Origin of the sequence: Peptoniphilus faecalis (genome assembly GCF_012976305.1) — a bacterium.
Taxonomy (GTDB): Bacteria; Bacillota; Clostridia; order Tissierellales; family Peptoniphilaceae; genus Peptoniphilus_A; species Peptoniphilus_A faecalis.
This window is the reverse complement of sequence record NZ_JABDSR010000007.1, coordinates 19225-38843: the sequence shown is the minus strand read 5'-3', so window position 1 is coordinate 38843 and position 19619 is coordinate 19225. Positions and strand designations below refer to the sequence as shown.

The 19619-nt window shown below is 31.5% G+C and carries 19 protein-coding genes and 1 pseudogene; 14 read left to right on the top strand and 6 right to left on the bottom strand.

The annotated features are described in order from the left end of the window. The first annotated feature begins 13 nt into the window (after positions 1 to 13). Entirely contained in the window at positions 14 to 784 is a 771-nt protein-coding gene (locus HKO22_RS05890; RefSeq protein ID WP_169969243.1) for an amino acid ABC transporter permease, read from the top strand. A 1-nt stretch (position 785) separates the two neighbouring features. Next, entirely contained in the window at positions 786 to 1514 is a 729-nt protein-coding gene (locus HKO22_RS05885) for an amino acid ABC transporter ATP-binding protein (protein ID WP_075659956.1), read from the top strand. A 165-nt stretch (positions 1515 to 1679) separates the two neighbouring features. Here the strand turns inward: HKO22_RS05885 and HKO22_RS05880 are convergent, their stop codons facing one another. Further along, complete coding sequence (locus HKO22_RS05880; protein WP_169969241.1) at positions 1680 to 2669, bottom strand: YeiH family protein; 990 nt, start codon at positions 2667 to 2669, stop codon at positions 1680 to 1682. 234 nt (positions 2670 to 2903) lie between these two features. Between HKO22_RS05880 and HKO22_RS05875 the strand changes: the two genes are divergently transcribed. The 10 genes from HKO22_RS05875 to HKO22_RS11145 all read left to right on the top strand — a co-directional run bounded on the left by HKO22_RS05875 (position 2904) and on the right by HKO22_RS11145 (position 12794). After that, a complete protein-coding gene (locus HKO22_RS05875; protein WP_169969240.1) occupies positions 2904 to 4607 on the top strand; it encodes a proline--tRNA ligase in 1704 nt (567 codons plus the stop codon). Between the two features lies 1 nt (position 4608). Next, positions 4609 to 4830: a YdbC family protein gene (locus HKO22_RS05870; protein WP_169969238.1), complete on the top strand. Its 222-nt coding sequence runs from the start codon at positions 4609 to 4611 to the stop codon at positions 4828 to 4830. A 72-nt stretch (positions 4831 to 4902) separates the two neighbouring features. Next, positions 4903 to 6273 carry a trigger factor gene (gene tig / locus HKO22_RS05865; RefSeq protein ID WP_169969236.1) on the top strand — a complete coding sequence of 457 codons (1371 nt, stop codon included), beginning with the start codon at positions 4903 to 4905 and terminating at the stop codon, positions 6271 to 6273. 17 nt (positions 6274 to 6290) lie between these two features. Continuing rightward, positions 6291 to 6875, top strand: a complete 585-nt coding sequence (gene clpP / locus HKO22_RS05860; RefSeq protein ID WP_169969234.1) for an ATP-dependent Clp endopeptidase proteolytic subunit ClpP — start codon at positions 6291 to 6293, stop codon at positions 6873 to 6875. An 8-nt stretch (positions 6876 to 6883) separates the two neighbouring features. After that, complete coding sequence (gene clpX / locus HKO22_RS05855) at positions 6884 to 8101, top strand: ATP-dependent Clp protease ATP-binding subunit ClpX (protein ID WP_169969233.1); 1218 nt, start codon at positions 6884 to 6886, stop codon at positions 8099 to 8101. A 44-nt stretch (positions 8102 to 8145) separates the two neighbouring features. Next, entirely contained in the window at positions 8146 to 10479 is a 2334-nt protein-coding gene (gene lon, locus HKO22_RS05850; protein ID WP_169969231.1) for an endopeptidase La, read from the top strand. Continuing rightward, complete coding sequence (gene yihA / locus HKO22_RS05845; protein WP_169969229.1) at positions 10466 to 11065, top strand: ribosome biogenesis GTP-binding protein YihA/YsxC; 600 nt, start codon at positions 10466 to 10468, stop codon at positions 11063 to 11065. Before lon ends, yihA begins: the two co-directional genes overlap by 14 nt. A gap of 110 nt (positions 11066 to 11175) precedes the next feature. Continuing rightward, positions 11176 to 12039 carry a DUF1002 domain-containing protein gene (locus HKO22_RS05840; protein ID WP_169969228.1) on the top strand — a complete coding sequence of 288 codons (864 nt, stop codon included), beginning with the start codon at positions 11176 to 11178 and terminating at the stop codon, positions 12037 to 12039. 156 nt (positions 12040 to 12195) lie between these two features. Further along, entirely contained in the window at positions 12196 to 12717 is a 522-nt protein-coding gene (locus HKO22_RS05835) for a transposase (protein WP_169969226.1), read from the top strand. Further along, the gene (locus HKO22_RS11145; RefSeq protein ID WP_141557086.1) at positions 12714 to 12794 is read left to right on the top strand and encodes a hypothetical protein; all 81 of its coding nucleotides are present in this window, start codon (positions 12714 to 12716) and stop codon (positions 12792 to 12794) included. Before HKO22_RS05835 ends, HKO22_RS11145 begins: the two co-directional genes overlap by 4 nt. Before the next feature lie 183 nt (positions 12795 to 12977). On the opposite strand, the gene HKO22_RS05825 is transcribed toward HKO22_RS11145, so the two are convergent. Both HKO22_RS05825 and HKO22_RS05820 read right to left on the bottom strand, forming a co-directional pair. Further along, positions 12978 to 13469, bottom strand: a complete 492-nt coding sequence (locus HKO22_RS05825; protein ID WP_169969224.1) for a hypothetical protein — start codon at positions 13467 to 13469, stop codon at positions 12978 to 12980. 19 nt (positions 13470 to 13488) lie between these two features. Next, complete coding sequence (locus HKO22_RS05820; protein WP_169969223.1) at positions 13489 to 13767, bottom strand: hypothetical protein; 279 nt, start codon at positions 13765 to 13767, stop codon at positions 13489 to 13491. Between the two features lie 206 nt (positions 13768 to 13973). Here HKO22_RS05820 and HKO22_RS05815 point away from each other — a divergent pair. Further along, positions 13974 to 15004: pseudogene (locus tag HKO22_RS05815) on the top strand (IS256 family transposase). Between the two features lie 383 nt (positions 15005 to 15387). Here the strand turns inward: HKO22_RS05815 and HKO22_RS05810 are convergent. Then, positions 15388 to 16362: an agmatinase family protein gene (locus HKO22_RS05810; protein WP_169969221.1), complete on the bottom strand. Its 975-nt coding sequence runs from the start codon at positions 16360 to 16362 to the stop codon at positions 15388 to 15390. 103 nt (positions 16363 to 16465) lie between these two features. Continuing rightward, entirely contained in the window at positions 16466 to 17206 is a 741-nt protein-coding gene (locus HKO22_RS05805; protein WP_169969220.1) for an IclR family transcriptional regulator, read from the bottom strand. Positions 17207 to 17450: 244 nt separating this feature from the next. Here HKO22_RS05805 and HKO22_RS05800 point away from each other — a divergent pair, with 244 nt between their 5' ends. Then, on the top strand, positions 17451 to 18683 hold the full coding sequence (locus HKO22_RS05800; protein WP_169969218.1) for an Nramp family divalent metal transporter: 1233 nt from the start codon (positions 17451 to 17453) through the stop codon (positions 18681 to 18683). A 126-nt stretch (positions 18684 to 18809) separates the two neighbouring features. On the opposite strand, the gene HKO22_RS05795 is transcribed toward HKO22_RS05800, so the two are convergent. Beyond that, entirely contained in the window at positions 18810 to 19328 is a 519-nt protein-coding gene (locus tag HKO22_RS05795; RefSeq protein ID WP_169969216.1) for a nitroreductase family protein, read from the bottom strand. Positions 19329 to 19619 lie beyond the last annotated feature (291 nt).

Below are 19619 nucleotides of genomic sequence, written 5' to 3'. Positions count from 1 at the left end.
ATGGGAGAATAAAATGCCGGAAAGTTTTTTTGGATGGATAGGATTTTTAATAAAGGAATATGGTTCCCTCTTTGTCGAGGGAACTATTAACACAATTATAATTGCTGTAATTGGCACATTAGTTGGATTTTTAATAGGATTATTAGTTGCAATAATAAGAACAATAAAGGTAAATAAAAAATCATCAGCCTTTAAAAGGGCGGTTTTAAAAATTGCAAATGCCATAATTACAGTTTACATTCAAGTTATTAGGGGAACACCAATGATGGTACAAGCTATGATGTTTTATTATGGCTCCCTTCAATATTTTAATTTAAATATGGCGGCAATGCCTTCGGCACTTATAATCGTATCTGTAAACACAGGAGCTTATATGGCTGAAATAATTAGAGGCGGAATAATTTCTATTGACAAGGGTCAAACTGAAGGGGCACTTTCCATAGGAATGACTCATTGGCAAACAATGACAGAAATTGTACTTCCTCAAGCCGTTAGAAATATAATCCCATCAGTGGGAAATGAATTTATTGTAAACATCAAGGATTCATCAGTTTTAAATGTAATTTCTGTTTCAGAATTATTCTTTATTTCAAAATCAGCAGCGGGAACTTATCTGAGATACTTTGAAGTATTTTTTATCACAGCTTTAATTTATTTATTCTTAACTATTACAGTAAGTCAAATTATGAAGCTCGTTGAAAGGAAAATGGATGGAGATGGAACTTATAAAATTTACGGTTCACAATCTTCAGCAGAAGTAATAGAGGTTAAGGAAGAGGTGTGAGATGGCGTATATTTTTGAAATAGAAAATTTAGAAAAAAGCTTTGGCTCTAATGAAGTTTTAAGGGATATAAATTTTAAGGTTGAAAAGGGCGAAGTCCTTTCAATAATTGGTTCATCTGGATCAGGCAAGTCAACACTTCTTAGATGCATAAATTTATTGGAAGAACCAGATGGCGGAAAAATAAAATATCACGGTGAAAATATTTTAGATTATATTTCTATAAATAATTATAGGACAAAGGTGGGAATGGTTTTTCAATCCTTTAACCTTTTTAACAACAAGACTGTTCTTGAAAATTGTGTAGTAGGACAAGTTAAAGTTCTAAAAAAATCTCGAGAAGAGGCAGTAAGGGTTGCAGATGAATTTTTGAAAAAAGTTGGGATGTATCCCTTTAGAGATGCAAAACCGGCATCATTATCAGGTGGGCAAAAGCAAAGAGTTGCCATAGCGAGGTCACTTGCAATGAATCCAGAAGTTCTTCTCTTTGACGAACCAACATCGGCGCTTGACCCAGAGATGGTAAATGAAGTTTTAAATGTAATGCGTTCTCTTGCAGAGGAAGGACTTACAATGCTTGTAGTAACTCACGAGATGGGCTTTGCAAGGGATGTATCTAACAGAGTTCTCTTCATGGATAAGGGCGTTATAGCAGAGGACGAAGATTCAAAAGAATTTTTTGCAAATCCAAAAACTAAGAGGGCAAAGGAATTTTTGTCCATGGTTTTATAATTTAAATTTTAATAAATCTTAAAAAGCTCGAAAGGGCTTTTATTTTTTGTTTTTTACTAAAAAGGAAGCTCTAAGGCTGCTTCAAGTAAAATAAATAATCTTATTCACAAGTTTTGTAAAAAATTCCGAATAAGACAAGTATTCTAAATTAAAAAATCCAATAAATTACCAAATGCCAAGTAGGTTTTGCATTGCCAAGCTCACAAAAATTATTCCTATCCAACAAAGAGCACCTTCTACTATTGCCTTTCCTCCTTGTGAAATTAATTTTTTAAGATCTGTATTAAGTCCAATTGCAGACATTGCCATTATAATAAAAAATTTTGACAAAAATTTCATTGTTGACAAGAAAAAGGCTGGAAGTGGAAGCACAGTTGTGAAAATTGATGCAAGTAGGAAAAATAAAATGAATGTTGGAAAAGATTTTAACACGCTAACTTTGTCTACATTTTCCTTTGATTTTATGATTCCAAGTCCAAGAGTAATTGGAATAATTGCAAGAGTTCTCGTTAATTTTACAATTGTTGCATAATTAAGTGCGGTGTCGTCATTAAACATTGTTGACCAAGTTCCTGATGCTGCCACAACTGATGATGTGTCGTTTATTGCTGTTCCAGCCCACATGCCAAAGCCTGTGTGAGTCATGCCAAGTTTTACGCCAAGGGTTGGGAAGATTAGTGCAGCGATAATATTAAATAAAAATATTACGGATATTGAAGTCGCAATGTCTTCGTCCTTTGCGTTAATAACTGGTGCTGTTGCAGCAATTGCCGATCCACCACAGATTGATGATCCAACTCCAACTAGTGTTGCAACATCTGAATCAATTTTTAAAATTTTTGCTGTGGCAAAGGAGATTATAAGTGCAGTTGAAATTGTAGAAAGAATTATTAAAAGTGATGATTTTCCTACTACAATAATTTCGCTAAGGTTAAGACCAAACCCAAGTAGTATTACGGCAAATTGAAGTATTTTTTTTGATGTAAATTTTATTCCAGATTCAAAGGACTCTGGTCTTTTAAAATTATTCAATATAATACCGAAAAGAATGCCAAAGACAGGTCCGCCAATTACTGGAAAGTTTTTGCCTAAAAAGTAGGCACAAGTTGCAATTAAAGCTGAAAATAAAATGCCAGATATATTTCTTTTTTCCATTATTATGTTCTCCTATGTTTTTGTGTAATAAATAATTATTATACATGATTTTTTTAAATTAGTTCTTACTTTTGCAAAAATTTTCTAATGAATTTTATAAATCTAAAATTTTTCCACAAAACTGTGAAGTATTGGCACCTTTATAGTATAATGAAAATAGTATGCAATGAGATTTTCCATAAAACTTGTGGAAATTTATTTTATTTATTATAATACTTTTATTATGGAGGTAATATGAGATTATCAAAACTTTATATGCCAACTCTTAGGGAGGATCCACAAGATGCAGAGATTGCATCTCATAAGTTTCTTCTAAGAGCGGGTATGATTAGAAAATCTGCTAGTGGTATCTATACATATTTGCCACTTGGTTATAGATCTATTCGAAAAATTGAAAATATAGTCCGTGAAGAAATGGACAAAGCTGGTGCAATGGAAATTTTAATGTCTGCCATTCAACCAGCAGAAATTTGGAAAGAGTCTGGTAGATGGGAAAAATTTGGTCCTGAAATGTTTAAGCTAAAGGACAGAAATGACAGAGAGTTTTGTCTCGGACCTACTGCGGAAGAATATTTTACAACTCTTGTCCGCGATGAAGTTAAAAGTTATAAGGATCTTCCACTTAATTTATACCAAATTCAAACTAAATACAGAGATGAAAAAAGACCTAGATTTGGTATAAATAGAGCTAGAGAATTTTCTATGAAAGATGCCTATACTTTTGACACTTCTCCTGAAACTCTTCACATTGCTTACATGAATATGTATGAAGCATATGAAAAAATATTTGACAGATTAGAACTTGATTATAAAATTGTCGAAGGGGATAATGGTGCAATGGGCGGCACTGGTTCGCACGAATTTATCGCTCTTTCTGAAACTGGCGAAGGTGTAATTGTATATTCTGAATCTGGAAAATTTGGAGCAACTGAAGAAAAGGCTCCTGTTGAATATGCGATGCCAGCACATGAAGATAAAAAGGAATTAGAAAAAGTTCACACACCGAAGGCGAGCACAATTGAAGAAGTTGCTAAATTTTTAAAGGTGGATGAAAAAAAATGTGCCAAGGCAGTTGACTTAATGCTTGGAGATGAGCCAGTTATAGTATTTATCCCAGGAGATAGAGAATTAAATATGGCAAAGCTTGTATCTTACACTGGAGTTGCTGAACACGACATAAGGATGATGGAAGAGTCTGACATCGAAGCTATAAAATCCAAAAAGGGTTATACTGGACCAATTGGTTTAGATGTTAGAAAGATTTTTGACAAAAGAGTTGCTGAAATGGACAATCTTATTGTCGGTGCAAATGAAGAAGATTACCACTACATCAATGCAAATTATGGCAGAGACTTTGAAGGTGAAGTTGTAGAGGACCTTCTTCTTGTATCTCAAGGCGACAAAGTGCCTGGAACTGATGAAGAATATAAATTTGCAAGGGGTATTGAAGTAGGAAATATCTTCAAATTGGGTACAAAATACTCAGAGGCTCTTAATGCAACTTATCTCGATGAAAGGGGCAAGGCAAATTACTTCTATATGGGTTCTTATGGTGTGGGCATTACAAGATCTGTAACGGCAATAATCGAACAGAATCACGACGACAATGGGATTATTTGGCCAATGGCAGTGGCTCCTTATGAAGCAATTATTACTATTGTAAATGTAAAGGATGATGAACAAGTTGCCCTTGGAGAAGAAATTTATGACGAATTAAAGAACAAGGGTGTGGAAGTTTTACTTGACGACAGAAAAGAAAGAGCTGGAGTTAAGTTTAAGGACAGAGACCTAATTGGTATTCCACTAAGAATTACTTGTGGCAAGAAGTCTTCTGAAGGATTTGTTGAATATTCAACTAGAAAAGAAATGGAAAATTCTGAAATTTCTTCTGAAGAAGCAATAAAAAATGTTTTAAATGAAATAGAAAAGGTTAGGTAATATGAGCGATTTTAAATTTGAAATTACAGAGCACTTGGGAGTTTTATCTGAAAGTGCAAAGGGCTGGACTAAGGAACTTAACAAAGTTTCTTTTAACGACAGACCAGCAAAGTACGATTTGAGAGAATGGGATTCAAATCACGAAAAAATGTCTAAGGGTGTTACACTTAATGATGAAGAAATGGAAATTCTCTCTAAAATCCTAAAGGACAGAGGTATTTAATATATTTTTAAAATAACTTATGTTATAATATAGAGATGTTAAAAAACGCCATAGAGCGAGGAGGCAAATAAAATGGAAATTAAAAAGAAAGAGAATAACACTGTCTTTTTTGACATTGTTTTAAAAAGAGAAGATATAAAAAATGCTGAAACTGAAGTGTATAAGAAAAACAAAAAACACTTCCAACTTCCAGGATTTAGAAAGGGTCATGTTCCAAGAAAGATGATCGAAAATATGTACGGCAAAGACGTATTCTTCGAAGATGCAATTAATGAAATTCTTCCAGGTGAATATGAAAAAGCTGTTAAAGAATTAGACCTTAAAGTTGTTGACCAACCAAATATTGACATTGACGAAGAAAGTGTAAAAAAAGAAGAAGATTTAATTGTAAATGTATCTGTCGATGTTAAACCAGAAGTTGAACTTAAGGACTACGAAGGAATAGAAATCGAAGATCCAACTCTTGAAGTAACTGACGAACTTATTGATTCTGAAGTTGAAAACCAAAGAGCTATGAACGCTAGAATTATAAATGTTGATGATAGAGCAGTAGAAGATGGCGATACTGTAAACATCGACTTCAAAGGCTCTGTTGATGGAAATTATTTTGAAGGCGGAGAAGCTGAAAGCCAAGACCTTAAAATTGGTTCAAATACATTTATTCCAGGCTTTGAAGAACAATTAATCGGACACAAAATTGGAGAAGAATTTGACATTACTGTTAAATTCCCAGAAGATTATCATCAAAAGGATCTTGCAGGAAAGGACGCAAAATTTGAAATTAAATTAAATAGCATATCATATGAAGAACTTCCAGAACTTGACGATGAATTTGTAAAAGATATTTCTGAATTTGACACTCTCGATGAGTTTAAAGCTGATATTAGAAAGAAAAAAGAAGAAGAATTTAAGACAACTTCTAAAATGGAAAAACAAAGAAGAGCAATTGACAAAATTGGCGAAATGGTAGATGCAGAAATTCCTGAAGCAATGATTAATACTCAAATTGACGATATGATTAGAAACTATGACCAAAGTCTTAGAGCTCAAGGCATTAGCTTCGAAGATTATATCAAGATGATTGGTCAAACTCTTGACGATTTCAAAAAGGCAATGAGACCTGAAGCAGAAAAAACTGTAAAAAATGATCTTGCTATTGAAGCACTTGTTAGAGATTTAAAGATTGAAATTACTGACGAAGAAATAGAAGAAGAAGTTAACAAAGTTGTAGAAGAATACTTTAAAGACGACAATGAACACATGGAAAAAATGAGAGATTATATGCTAAATCAAAATAAGGAAGTTGTAAGAGACGACCTTCAAAAGAGAAAGGCAATTGATACTCTTGTTGAAAAAGTTAAATTTGTTGAGCCTAAGGAAACTACTGAAGAAGAAATTAAAGAAGAAGTAAAAGAAGATAAAGAAGACAAAGAAGACAAATAATTAGAGGATGTGATTAAATGGCATTAGTGCCAATGGTAGTAGAACAAACTAATAGAGGGGAAAGATCCTACGATATTTACTCAAGACTTTTAAAGGATAGAATTATATTTGCAAGTGGAGAAGTAAATGATGTAATGGCGGATTTAATTGTTGCCCAACTTTTATTTTTAGAATCTGAAGATCCAAATAAAGACATTCAACTTTATATTAATTCACCTGGTGGGTCTGTAAGTGCAGGATTTGCAATTTATGACACTATGAATTATATAAAGCCAGATGTATCTACGATTTGTATTGGAATGGCTGCGTCTATGGGAGCATTTTTACTTGCATCAGGTGCAAAGGGAAAGAGATTTGCCCTTCCTAATTCTGACATTATGATTCACCAACCTTCTGGTGGTGCACAAGGTCAAGCTAGTGACATTCAAATTAATGCAGAAAAGATTTTAAAAATTAGAAAAAAATTAAATGAAATTTTGGCTGAAAGAACTGGTCAAGATCTTGAAAAAATCGAAAGAGATACAGATAGAGATTATTGGCTAACTTCTGAAGAAGCAAAAAAATATGGTTTAATCGACAAAGTTATAGAAAAAAGGGTTTGAGGTGATATATGTCAAGTACAGATGAAATTTTAAGATGTTCATTCTGTGGCAAAACGCAAAACCAAGTGAATAGGTTAATCGCCGGACCTAATGTAAATATTTGTGATGAGTGTATCGAGAGATGTCATGCAATTTTAGAAGAAGAAATTTCTCATGAAATAGATAGGAATTTTGAACTAAAGAAACCTGCTGAAATCAAAAAAATTTTGGATCAATATGTTATAAAACAAGAGGATGCAAAGCGTGCCCTTGCAGTAGCAGTTTACAATCACTACAAGAGGATATCTTCTTCTAAAAAAGTTAATCCAGATATTGAGCTTCAAAAGTCCAACATTCTCATGATTGGACCCACAGGTTCAGGCAAGACTTTACTTGCACAAACTCTTGCCAGACTTTTAAATGTTCCCTTTGCAATTGCCGATGCCACAACTTTAACTGAAGCTGGATATGTTGGCGAAGATGTTGAAAATATTATTTTGAAATTAATTCAAAATGCCGATTACGACATTGAGAGGGCAGAAAAGGGAATTATTTATATCGACGAGATAGATAAAATTGCCAGAAAATCTGAAAATGTATCTATAACAAGAGATGTAAGTGGAGAAGGTGTGCAGCAAGCACTTTTGAAGATTATAGAAGGAACAATTGCAAATGTTCCACCACAAGGTGGCAGAAAGCATCCTTCACAAGAGTTTATTCAAGTTGACACCACAGATATTTTATTCATAGTTGGTGGTGCCTTTGACGGAATTGACAAAATCATAGAAAACAGAACTGCTAAATCGTCCATGGGCTTCGGATCTGAACTTATAGACAAAGAAGCTAATAGAGAAAATATTTTAAAGAAAGTAGAAACTGAAGATTTGCTAAAGTTTGGACTTATACCAGAACTTATTGGCAGACTTCCTGTTACTATTACTCTTGAAGAATTAGACGAAGATGCCCTAGTTGAAATTTTGACTAAGCCAAAGAATGCTCTTGTAAAACAATACAAGGAGCTGCTAAAATTTGATGATGTTGAATTAATTTTTGACGACGAAGCCCTAAAATATATTGCAAAAAAGGCAATAGAGAAAAAGGCAGGGGCCAGAGGATTAAGAGGGGTTATCGAAGACACAATTATGAATGTGATGTACGAAATTCCTTCAAGAAATGACATCAAAGCAGTTAAAATAACTAAAGAGTCAGTGGAAGGTACAGCATCTGCTGAATTAATAAAAAAATAAATATATTTAGCCGTGGTTGCCACGGCTTTTTTAGAAGGTGAAAAATGAAAAAAATTAAATTACCACTTATTCCTCTTCGAAATTTAGTAATCTTTCCACACATGGTCATGCATTTCGATTGTGGCAGAAAAATTTCTGTAAATGCAATTGAAAGGTCGGAAATGCAAGATTCAAAAATTTTTTTGGTGGCACAAAGAGAATTAGAAGTAGAAGATCCAAAGAGAGAGGATCTCTTTGAAATTGGGACTGTGGCTACTATAAAACAAATTTTAAAATTGCCTGGCGGAGTTGTAAGGGTTTTAGTTGAAGGTGAAAAGAGAGCAAAAATTTCTAGTTTAGATATTACAGAGGAAATTATAGAAGCTGAAATAGAAATTTTAGAAGAAGATGAAATTGACTACACTGAAGACGATAAAATTGAAGCAGCACTTCGCCTTGCATTAAATGATTTAGAAAGTTATGCCTCTCTCGATGAAAAATTCTTTCCAGGGATTCTTTCAAATATTGCCGACACAGATGATCCATCAAGATTTATTGATACAGTAGTAGGATATCTAAATTTCAAATTAGAAGATTATCAAAAACTACTTGAAACCACTGATATTTACGACAGACTTGTTGCTTTTCACGAGATAATGAAAAAGGAAATTGAAATTCTTTCCATCGAAAAAAATATCAACGATCAAGTTAAAAAGAAAATGGACGAAATCCAAAGGGAGTACTATCTAAAGGAACAGCTTCGTGTAATTCACAAAGAACTTGGCGATAGCGAAGACGAGGGAGAATTAACTGAAGTATATAAGAAAAAAATTGAAGAAAAAAAACTTCCTGAAGAAGTGAAGGAAAAAGCCCTTAGTGAATTAAAGAAACTTCGCAACTTAAATTCGCAGTCGCCTGATTATTCAATATTAATAAATTATCTGGACTGGATTTTAGATCTGCCTTGGATGGAAGGTGGGGAAGAAAAAGTAAAATTAAGTGATGCTAGGAAAGTTTTAAACGACGAGCACTATGGACTTGAAAATGTAAAAGAGAGAATTTTAGAATTTATCGCAGTTAGGATTTTATCCGGCGACAAAAGCAGAGGGCCAATACTTTGCCTTGTAGGACCTCCTGGAGTTGGAAAGACTTCTATTGCACAGTCCATTGCAAAATCGCTTAATAAAGAATTTGTTCGCATGAGTCTTGGGGGGATCACTGACGAAGCAGAAATTAGAGGGCACAGAAGAACTTATATTGGAGCACTCCCAGGTCGAATTATAAGTTTAATGAAAAAAGCTGGCAAAAATGATCCAGTATTTCTATTTGACGAGATAGATAAAATTGGCAATGACTTTAAGGGTGATCCTGCATCAGCACTCTTAGAAGTCCTTGATCCAGAGCAAAACAATACTTTTACAGATAGATATATGGAACTTCCCTTTGACCTATCTAATGTATTTTTTATCGCAACGGCAAATACAACTCAGACTATCCCGAGGCCGCTTCTCGATAGAATGGAATTAATTGAAATAGGCGGCTATACTCCAAATGAAAAATTAAATATTGCAAAAAAATATTTAGTTTCAAAACAAATTTCTGAAAATGGCTTAAAGAAAGAAAATATAAATATTTCTGAAAGGGCGTTAAAGGACATAATTGATTATTACACTCGTGAATCTGGAGTTAGAGGTCTTGAAAAACAAATTTCAAAAATCGTGAGAAAAGCCGCACTGAAAATTGTGGAAGAAAACTTAGAAAAAGTATTAGTATCTACGAAAAATATTTCGGATTTTCTCGGAGAAAAAATTTATTTAATAAATGAAAGAGAAAAAAATTCTGAAGTGGGTTCAGTAAACGGACTTGCATGGACAGAAGTAGGAGGGACTACTCTTGTAATAGAGGCTACAGTAATGCCAGGCAAGGGCAATCTAACTCTCACAGGTTCTCTTGGCGATGTAATGAAAGAATCTGCTATTGCTGCCATTTCACACATTGCATCTAATGCAGAGGAATTTAAACTTGATCCAAAATTTAGAAGTGAAAAGGACATTCACATTCACGTGCCAGAAGGAGCAGTACCAAAGGATGGACCTTCAGCAGGAATTACTATTGCCACATCAGTTTTATCTGCACTAACAAAAAGACCTGTTAGAAGTGATGTCGCCATGACTGGAGAAATTACACTTCGTGGCAAAGTCCTTCCAATAGGTGGTCTAAAAGAAAAACTTTTGGCAGCGGAAAGATATGGCGTTAATACAGTAATAATTCCATCTGAGAACAAGAGAGATCTAAGAGAAATCGAAGAAGCAGCAGTAGAAAGACTTAATATAAAAACTGTTTCAACTTTTAAAGAAGTTGCAGAAATTGCAATAGGTGATTTTAGTGAAGATAAGTAAAGCAGAATTAGAAAAAGTTGCCGTTTTAGAAAAACAATATCCAATTTCAAATCTTCCAGAATTTGCCTTTGCAGGAAGATCTAATGTAGGAAAATCCTCCTTTATAAACGCAATGTTGAACAGAAAAAATCTTGCGAGGACATCTTCCACACCGGGAAAAACTAGGACAATTAATTTTTACAAAGTAAATGAAGCACTTCGCCTTGTTGACCTGCCAGGTTATGGCTACGCAAAAGTTGCAAAGACAGAAAAAGAAAAGTGGGCAGGAATAATCAATAGATATTTAGAAAATAGAGAAAATCTTTTGGAGACAATTCTACTTGTAGACATTAGACATGAACCTACAAATTTAGATAAGCAAATGTATGACTACATTATTCATTCAGGATTTTCTGGAATAGTTATTGCAACGAAAAAAGATAAAATAAAAAGATCACAAGTAGATAAACAAATATCTCTTATTTCCAAAAAACTTGGCGTTGAACATAGAGAAAATATAATCCCCTTTTCCTCATCAGAGAAAAATGAAGTGAAGGATATGTGGTTTATCTTTGAAGATATGATTAAGTTTCACGAGGACAAATAAAGGAGCTAGCTTAGCTGGCTCTTTTTACTTGTCATAAAAAAGTAAACTTTCACATAAATTTTAAATAGTATTCATATACCTATGTTAAGATGTAAAAAATGGAGGAGATTATGAAAATTAGAAATAAAATAATTATAGTGGGACTTTGTTTACTAATGCTTCCCACTGCAGTTTTTGCAAAATCAGATAAAGAGATAGTAACTCTCGGAGCTGATTTAAGCGAGACTCAAAAAAGTGAAATGCTTCGTGAGATGAAGGCTGACGAAAATGCAAAGATTATCGAAGTTACAAATAAGGAAGAATACAAATATTTAGGGGACGTGCTTTCCTCAAAGGAAATTGGGAACAAGGCTATTTCTTCTGCAATTGTAAAATATAAAAAAGCAGGTAGTGGAATAAATATTGAGCTTTCAGACAATATTCGCATTGTAAGTGAAGCTGCATTTTTAAATGCACTTAATACAGTAGGAATTGAAGATGCAGATATTTATGTAACTGCACCAGGAAAAGTTAGCGGAACAGCAGCACTTACTGGAATTTTAAAATCCTATGAAGAAAATACTGGCAAGAAACTTCCTGAAGATTTGAAAAAAGTTGCAAATGAAGAATTAGTTGTGCAAAGTAAACTTTCTGAAGAACTTGGCGATAATAAGACTAACGATATTATATACGAAGTAAAAGACGCAATGGCAAAAAATATGCCAAAGGACGAAAAAGAAGTTAGAATTTTAATTGAAAATGTAGCTAATAAATACAATATTAACTTGACCAAAAATCAAGAGGACAAACTTGTAAATCTATTTAACAATATGAAAAATGCCGACGTGGACTGGAATAGAGTTGCTGACACTGCAGTAAAATACAAGGATAAGGCTTCAAAATTTTTAAATTCCCCCGAAGGAGAAAAGGCTGTAGAAAATACAAAAAACTTTTTAGAAAAGTTTATCGACTTTATAGTTTCACTTTTTAAATAATTAAGAAAGTTCACCTTAGGGTGAATTTTTTTGGCTCTATAATATCTGTTGGGGAGTAAAATCTCTAACAGATATTTTTATGCAAAAAAATTGCACTTATACGCATTTAGTCCTAAACTTAAAATAACAACAAACTTTGTTAGGAGGTGCATATAAGTGCAAAATAATAATAACATGAATTTGTTGGGTTTTAAAGATGTAATTTTTGATAGTTTTTGTGAGGATAAGGAATTTGTTCACATTCATGCTTCTGTTACAAAGATGGATACTTGTCCTCACTGTGGTTCTAAAAAGGTATGGGTTCATGATCATAGAATTCAAAAAAACCTTCCTACTAAACTTAGAAAATATTTTAAAAGAAGTAAAAGTTTACTCACGAAACCTGCTGCTAAGTTAACTTCTGAACAGGCTAAGGAAGTTACTTTAATGCTTGATTTAAACAACGATTTGAAGTTAGCATATAGGTTAAAGGAACTGTTTTACCAATATGTTCTAAGTCAACCCAATAGAGTTAGAGCATCTAAATCTTTAAGGGAATGGATAAGAAGAGCTGAAGAATCTGATTTAAAAGAATTTAAATCTTGTATCACTGCTTTTAATAACTGGTTTGATGAGATATGTAATTCTTTTGATTATCTTGGTCTAATGGTCCACTTGAAGGTACTCATACTAAGATAAAGACTTTAAAAAGAAATTGTTTTGGTATGAAAAATTTCAATTTGTTTAGAAAGAGAATCATGTTTGCTTGTAAGTAATGATATGAAAACGGGAAAATTTTGCAAAAACCCTAGGGGTTTTGTTTGATATTCTTATTTTTAATAGTTTTCTTGTTATTTTAGTATTTAAGCTTTATTAGCGTCTATGTGTTTATTTTTACATAAAAAGAGAGACTCGAATTAACGAGTCTCCCCAATATTTGACATAGAGCCAATAATATTTTATAAATCTTTAAAATTTACTTTTAAAACTTCTTCAAAAATATATGGATTTTTTCTTTCATATTCAATTTCTAAGTCTGCAATCAACTGTCTAAAAACTATACCTTCGTTATAATATTCTTCCTCAGAAACTCCTTTAAATAAATTCAATTCTACTGATAATAACCCACTGCTAGATGTTATTATACCTGATTTTCTTTCAAAAATAACATGTACATCTTTTGCATTTCTAGTTTCTATATCGTCATAATAGGCTTTACTTTTATCATTTTCTAAAATTGTAAAAAGTTTAAATTGCATATCTTCTTCTTTTATATTTTTACATTGAGAAATATTAAAAACTATACATTCATAATAAGCTTTAGTAAAATTTTCAAAACTAACCTCTACTACATCTAGCTTATTTTTTAAATATTTAATCATTTCATCTTGAGTTTTTACACCTATATTAACAAATCTTTTAAACTTTTTTTTACTTTCTTCATATCTCATAAAATTTTATTCAACTCAATTAATTTATTTTTGCTAATACAGGAGTCATATATGCGGATTGCCAACCAGATTTTAGGTTGTATCCCTTTAAATCCTCTATTATAACTCTAGCTTCTTTTTGATTATATGGGATTTTTACATCTGCTATCTTTACAGAACCAATCTTTTTTGCCGGATCTACTCTAACACTTCCTGAGCCTATGGTTGCGAATTTTTTATAATTTAAAGCCTGTCCATTATCTACAGTTATACTTGAAAATTTCCAATTACTATATGTGCCAGTACCACCCCAATACAAGTATACTTCACATTCTCTTGTTGTCCCATTTCTAATTACTCTTCCATAAAAATCTTTTAAATGTTTATTTATCTACTGCTATAATAACATTAATTATTATTTTTTCAAACGATAAAGTCCATATAATTGTGTAAAAAGTAAAAAGGTCATATAAGTCCCTTTTTGGTACAATATATTAAATAAACAACATACAAAGGAGGACAAATATGACCCAAGTACATTTTACGCTAAATCAAGAAGATATACAAAACATAATTAATGAATCAGTAGCAGATGAATTGAGCAAGAATATACTCACTAAAGTCTTTAATGAGCTAATGGAAATGCAAAGAGATCAATATATAGGTGTAGGAGAATATGAAAGAGGAGAACAAAGAAGGAGCCAAAGAAATGGATATTACCAAAGAGATTATACTACCCAAGTAGAAACTTTAAACTTGAATGTACCTAGAACAAGAGATGGTAAATTTTCAACAGATCTTTTTGAAAGATACCAAAGAAATGAAAAAGCCCTTATCGCTAATATGCTAGAAATGTACATCCAAGGAGTCTCTACAAGAAAAGTAACCAAAATTGTAGAAGAACTTTGCGGGAAAAAAGTATCAAAATCCTTTGTATCAAATCTAACAAAAGAATTAGACGAAATAGAGTATCAATGGCAGTATGAGAACTCTCGAAAGAATATCCATACCTTATGGCAGATGTAATATATATAAAAGTAAGAGAAAATAAACAAGTAATCTCAAAATTATGCCACATAGCAATAGGAATATCTAAAGGAGGCAATAAAGAAATTTTAGGGTTTTTAATACAAGAAGGAGAAAGCGAAAAAACATGGGCGAATTTCTTTAATTACCTAAAAGAAAGAGGATTAAGAGAAGTAAAACTAGTAATATCAGACGCACACAAAGGAATAGTAAAAGCAAATAGAAGAAGCAAGAAAAGTAAAAAATCAAGTATTAGAAGAATATGAAAATGATAAAAAATACACTAAAGCCTATCAAATACTAGACGAAGGATTTGAAGATACCTTTCAATACACATTAGTAGGAAACTCACATCCGAGACTAAAAAGTACAAACCTATTAGAAAGACAAAATGAAGAGATAAGAAGATGAGAAAAAGTATAAGGATCTTTCCAAATAAAGAGTCAGCAAATAGACTGATAGGAGCAATACTAATAGACAAACACGAAGAATGGATATCATCACCAAAAAATATATACAAATGTAAATAAGGTTGTTTTTTGTCTGCCTAATGGATTCTAATTTCTCATTAAGAACCCGTCAAGGCACGTTATCGCTTTTCGCCTTGACAGAACCTTAAGAGAAATTATTAAAAAAGTAGGCAGGAAAAAGAAATAAAATATTGTACTATGAATTTTACACAAGATTTTGGACTTGACACACTAGAAAGTATTTTTAATAAATTTTACATAAAACAATATTGCAAATTTTAGAAAATAAACAAAGATACAACATTTTCTGAAATGAAACTCATGAATGTTTAATCTTTTTAATTATTATTTTAAAATTTAAAAAGATTAAAAAAATAACGACTCAAAATTCATTAAGAGTCGTTTATTGTTATTTCATTTCATTTTATTTTATAATAATTATTTTATTTAAAATTGTTTGCTAAGCCGTTTAAATAATAAAGAGCTGCCCAGTTTGCTACATGAGCTGCAGTTTGAAGTGAAAGTGTATCGGGATAGATTTCAACGAAATCAAAGCCTTTTGCACCAGCTTTACCAGCTTCGTGAACCATCATATTGAGTTGATAACTTGTTAATCCTCCCATATCTTGTGGGCCTTGTGGCATACATGCTGCATCTAAAAAATCTGAACATATAGTAATATACACAAACTCTGTATCTTTAAAAGCAATATTTATTGCTTTTTCTATTGATTTTTTCCAACCACTTTCATGTATTTCGTTAGCTAATATTACAGTAGCACCATGATTTTTAGCATTTTGAAATTCCTTTCTATGATTTCTAGGACCTCTGATCCCAATATGGACAATTTTAGTAGGGTCCATATTTTCATCTTTATAAAGTCTATAAAAGGGTGAACATCTTGCATATAAATCATTACCAAAAGATTCATAGTTATCTAGATGGGCGTCAAAGTGTAATATTCCAACTTTTTTTGGATGTCTTTTAGCAATTTCACTAATTATAGGATATGCAATACCATGATCCCCGCCGAATGTAATAGGTATAATTTTTCTATCTAATAATTTTGAAACTTTTTCTCTTATGGCATTAAATGTAAAGTCATAGTTTCCATTTTGGACTTGTGTATCGCCAAAGTCCGCAACTCTTAAATAATCGAAACAGTCTTGATCATAGTCAGGAAGATAACCAGTGTATCTTATAGATGTGCTTCTTATTGCTTTAGGGCCTTCTGTAGTTGGGGAATAACCACCAATTGTACATCCTCCTTCCCAAGGAACACCAATAACAGCAGCATCTAATCCCTTTAAATCATTGTCATTTTCAATAACTGACAAGTTTAACCAAGATGGGACTCCACTATAAATTGTATTTGGTAAAAAATTTGGATCATATATTGTAGGTTTACTTTCTTTCATAAAAACAACTCCTTCAGTAATTAAGATATTCTTTTAAGTTAATTATAAAAGATAAGAGCAAAACTGTCAACGATATTGCAAAAATAAAAACGACAATATAGTTTTATTTTTGTTTTTCTATGAATTTTTTAATTTTCTTGGTAATTTGATCTGAATTTTCTTTAATTATTTTTGTAGGTGCAGTTACACTAATTGTTGCAACTAATTTATCTAATTTTACTACAGGTACGGCGACGGAACTTATGCCTATTGCGACCTCGTCGATTTCCCTGGAATATCCTTTTTTTTCAACATCTTTTAATTCTTCAATCATTTTTGATTTTGTAGTTATTGTATTCTCACTTAATTTTTCATCAGGAATATTATTTAGATAGTTATTTAAAAATTCTTTATCAGAATATTTTAAGATTAATTTTCCTGAAGAAGTTGCATTCAATGGTAAATCTTTAGAATCTTTAATGTATAAAAAATATCTTGATTCATCAGGAACTTCAGAAAATATTTTTACTATATTATTTTCTGAAATTTTATGAAATCTTGCATTTACATTATATTCATTAGCTATATCTTTTAAAAAAGATTCTAAGTTTTCCATTAAAATATCATCGTTTCTATTTTTTAAAAGTTTAGATTTTGGCAAGAATATATAACCAAGTTTGTAAACATTTTTCTCCTGATCATGTTCTAAGTATGAGAAATAAACCAAAGTATTTACTATTCCTCTTGTTGTATTTATATTTAAATCTAGCATTTTACTAATATCATTTAATCTTAATTCTTCATTCTCTTCATCAAAACAGTCAATTATTTCAAATGCTCTTTGTATAGATTGTATTAATTTCATTTATTTCACTACTCCTTGTAAGATTCATTATATCATAATAATATTTAGTTTCATTTATCAAAATATTCATAAAAAAATTAAATATTCCATAGGATATTGTAATTTAGGTTTTAATTTTATTTGTTTGAACGCCTTAGTTTAATTTGATAAATTGATAAAATTTGTGTTGACAAGGGCTAAAAGAGTTATTATAATTATATTATAGTTATGAAAACGATATAACCGTGAAAAGGAGGAGCGTTTTATGGAAATACAAAAAAGGAAGTATACTTTAAGTGATAAGTTGAAAGCGATTGGACCTGGTGCTATGGTTACAGCATCTTTTATAGGTCCAGGAACAGTTACAACTGCAACTAGAGCTGGAGCTGAATTTGGATATGCACTATTGTGGACGGTAATATTTTCAATTATAGCCACTATAATTTTACAGGAAATGTCAGCTAGAATAGGAATTATAACTAAAGGGGGTTTAGGAGAAGCAATTCTTGAAGAATTCAAAGATAGACCTTTAATACAAAAATTTTCTGCATATTTTGTTGGTGGCTCTATAGCATTTGGTTGTGCAGCATATATATCAGGAGATTTAACAGGTACTTCTTTAGGTATCGCAACTTTGATAAATGTGCCTATTAGAATTATTGTTCCAATTATAGGAATTATTGTATTATTTTTAATTTTAAAAGGAACTATTAAATTGTTAGAAAATATTTTAACTGTTCTTGTGGCTATAATGGCAGTAGTTTTTATTACAACTATGTTTGTTTCAAGACCGAATTGGGGGGAAGTTTTTCAAGGAGCGATACCTACCATACCGACAAAATCAATAATATTGATAATATCAATGATTGGAACTACTATAGTCCCTTATAATTTTTTCATACATACGGGAACAGCTGCAGAAAACTGGGATTCTCCAGATCAATTAATTCTATCTAAGTGGGATACGATAGTTTCAATAAGTATTGGAGGTTTGATCACTGCAGCAATAGTTGTTACTTCAGGTACTCTTATGAGAGGTAATGTGATACAAAGTGCCGCAGATTTATCTAAACAATTAGAACCACTGCTAGGTTCTTGGGCAAAAATTTTTATGAGCATAGGTTTATTCTCAGCAGGTTTATCCTCTGCTATAGCATCACCTTTAGGTGCTTCATATACACTAGCAGGTTTACTTGGTTGGAAGTATGATAATTCAGACAAAAGATTTAAATATACTAATTTAATAGTTGCAATAATTGGTATAGTTGTTGGATCTATTGGATTTAATCCAATGCAAATTCTATTAATCGCACAAGCTTTAAATGGACTTATTTTACCTATAGCAGCAATCTATGTTGTAATTATTGCATCAAGTGTTAAACAATTAGGACAATATAGAAACAGTAAATTACTTATTATACTTGGAGTATTGGTATGTTTAATAACAATATTTTTAGGGGGATATTCTGTTATTTCTGCATTGAAAGGTTTAATTTAAATTAAATAAGAAAGACATTAAGTTAAAAGGTTGATTTTTGATTTAATGTCTTTTACTATTTAAATATTAATTTACAAAAGCTTATAAAAATTATACAAAATAAAAAATCCGGAAAACCGGATTTAATTAAAATTTATTGTAGTGAACTTTTGGAGAAATATCAAATTCTTCGTGATTTTTTGTGCCTGATTTTTTGTATCCCAATGGTATTAAACATTGTGCTCTATATGGTTTTTTAACGTCAAAGTTTTCAGCAAAATATTCTTCGTAAGAAATTTTTTCGGCAGTGTTACCTTCTTTTACATTGATCCATGAAGATGAAATTCCTTCTTCTTCAAGTAAAAGCTGAAGATAAGCAGCTGTAAGAGAAGCTTCTTCTACCCAAGTTTTGCAAATTTCTGTGTTTGCGATAACTATTACGATTGTTGGAGCTTCTTTTAGATATAAAGTTGCGAAGGAATCCATTTGAGATAATTCTTCTATTTTATCTTTGTCGTCGACAATTATAAATTCAACGGGATGAGAGTTTCCGTTGCTTGGTCCCATGGATGCGTACATCAAAAGTTCTTCCAATTTTTTTCTGTCAATTTCTTTATCTTTATATTTTCTAACTGTTCGTCTTTTTAAAATTATATCTTTTAACAAAATATCACCTCAACTACATTCTACCATAAAAAGCACATAAAGTAATCTGTGCAAATATATTCATAATAATTTTTAATTTTAAAAATATTCATCTAAATATCAATACTAAACGTCTTTAATAAACAAAAATATTCTCTGAAAATATTTTCACAAAAGCTTGACAAAAATAATTAAGTAAAGTATAATACAAGAGAAGTGAAAACTTCATCATCTTTTTTCTTCCCTTAGAGAACAGTTATCTAATTACATAATCTGTTCTCTTTTATTTTGTAAATTTTTAATTAAATTTTA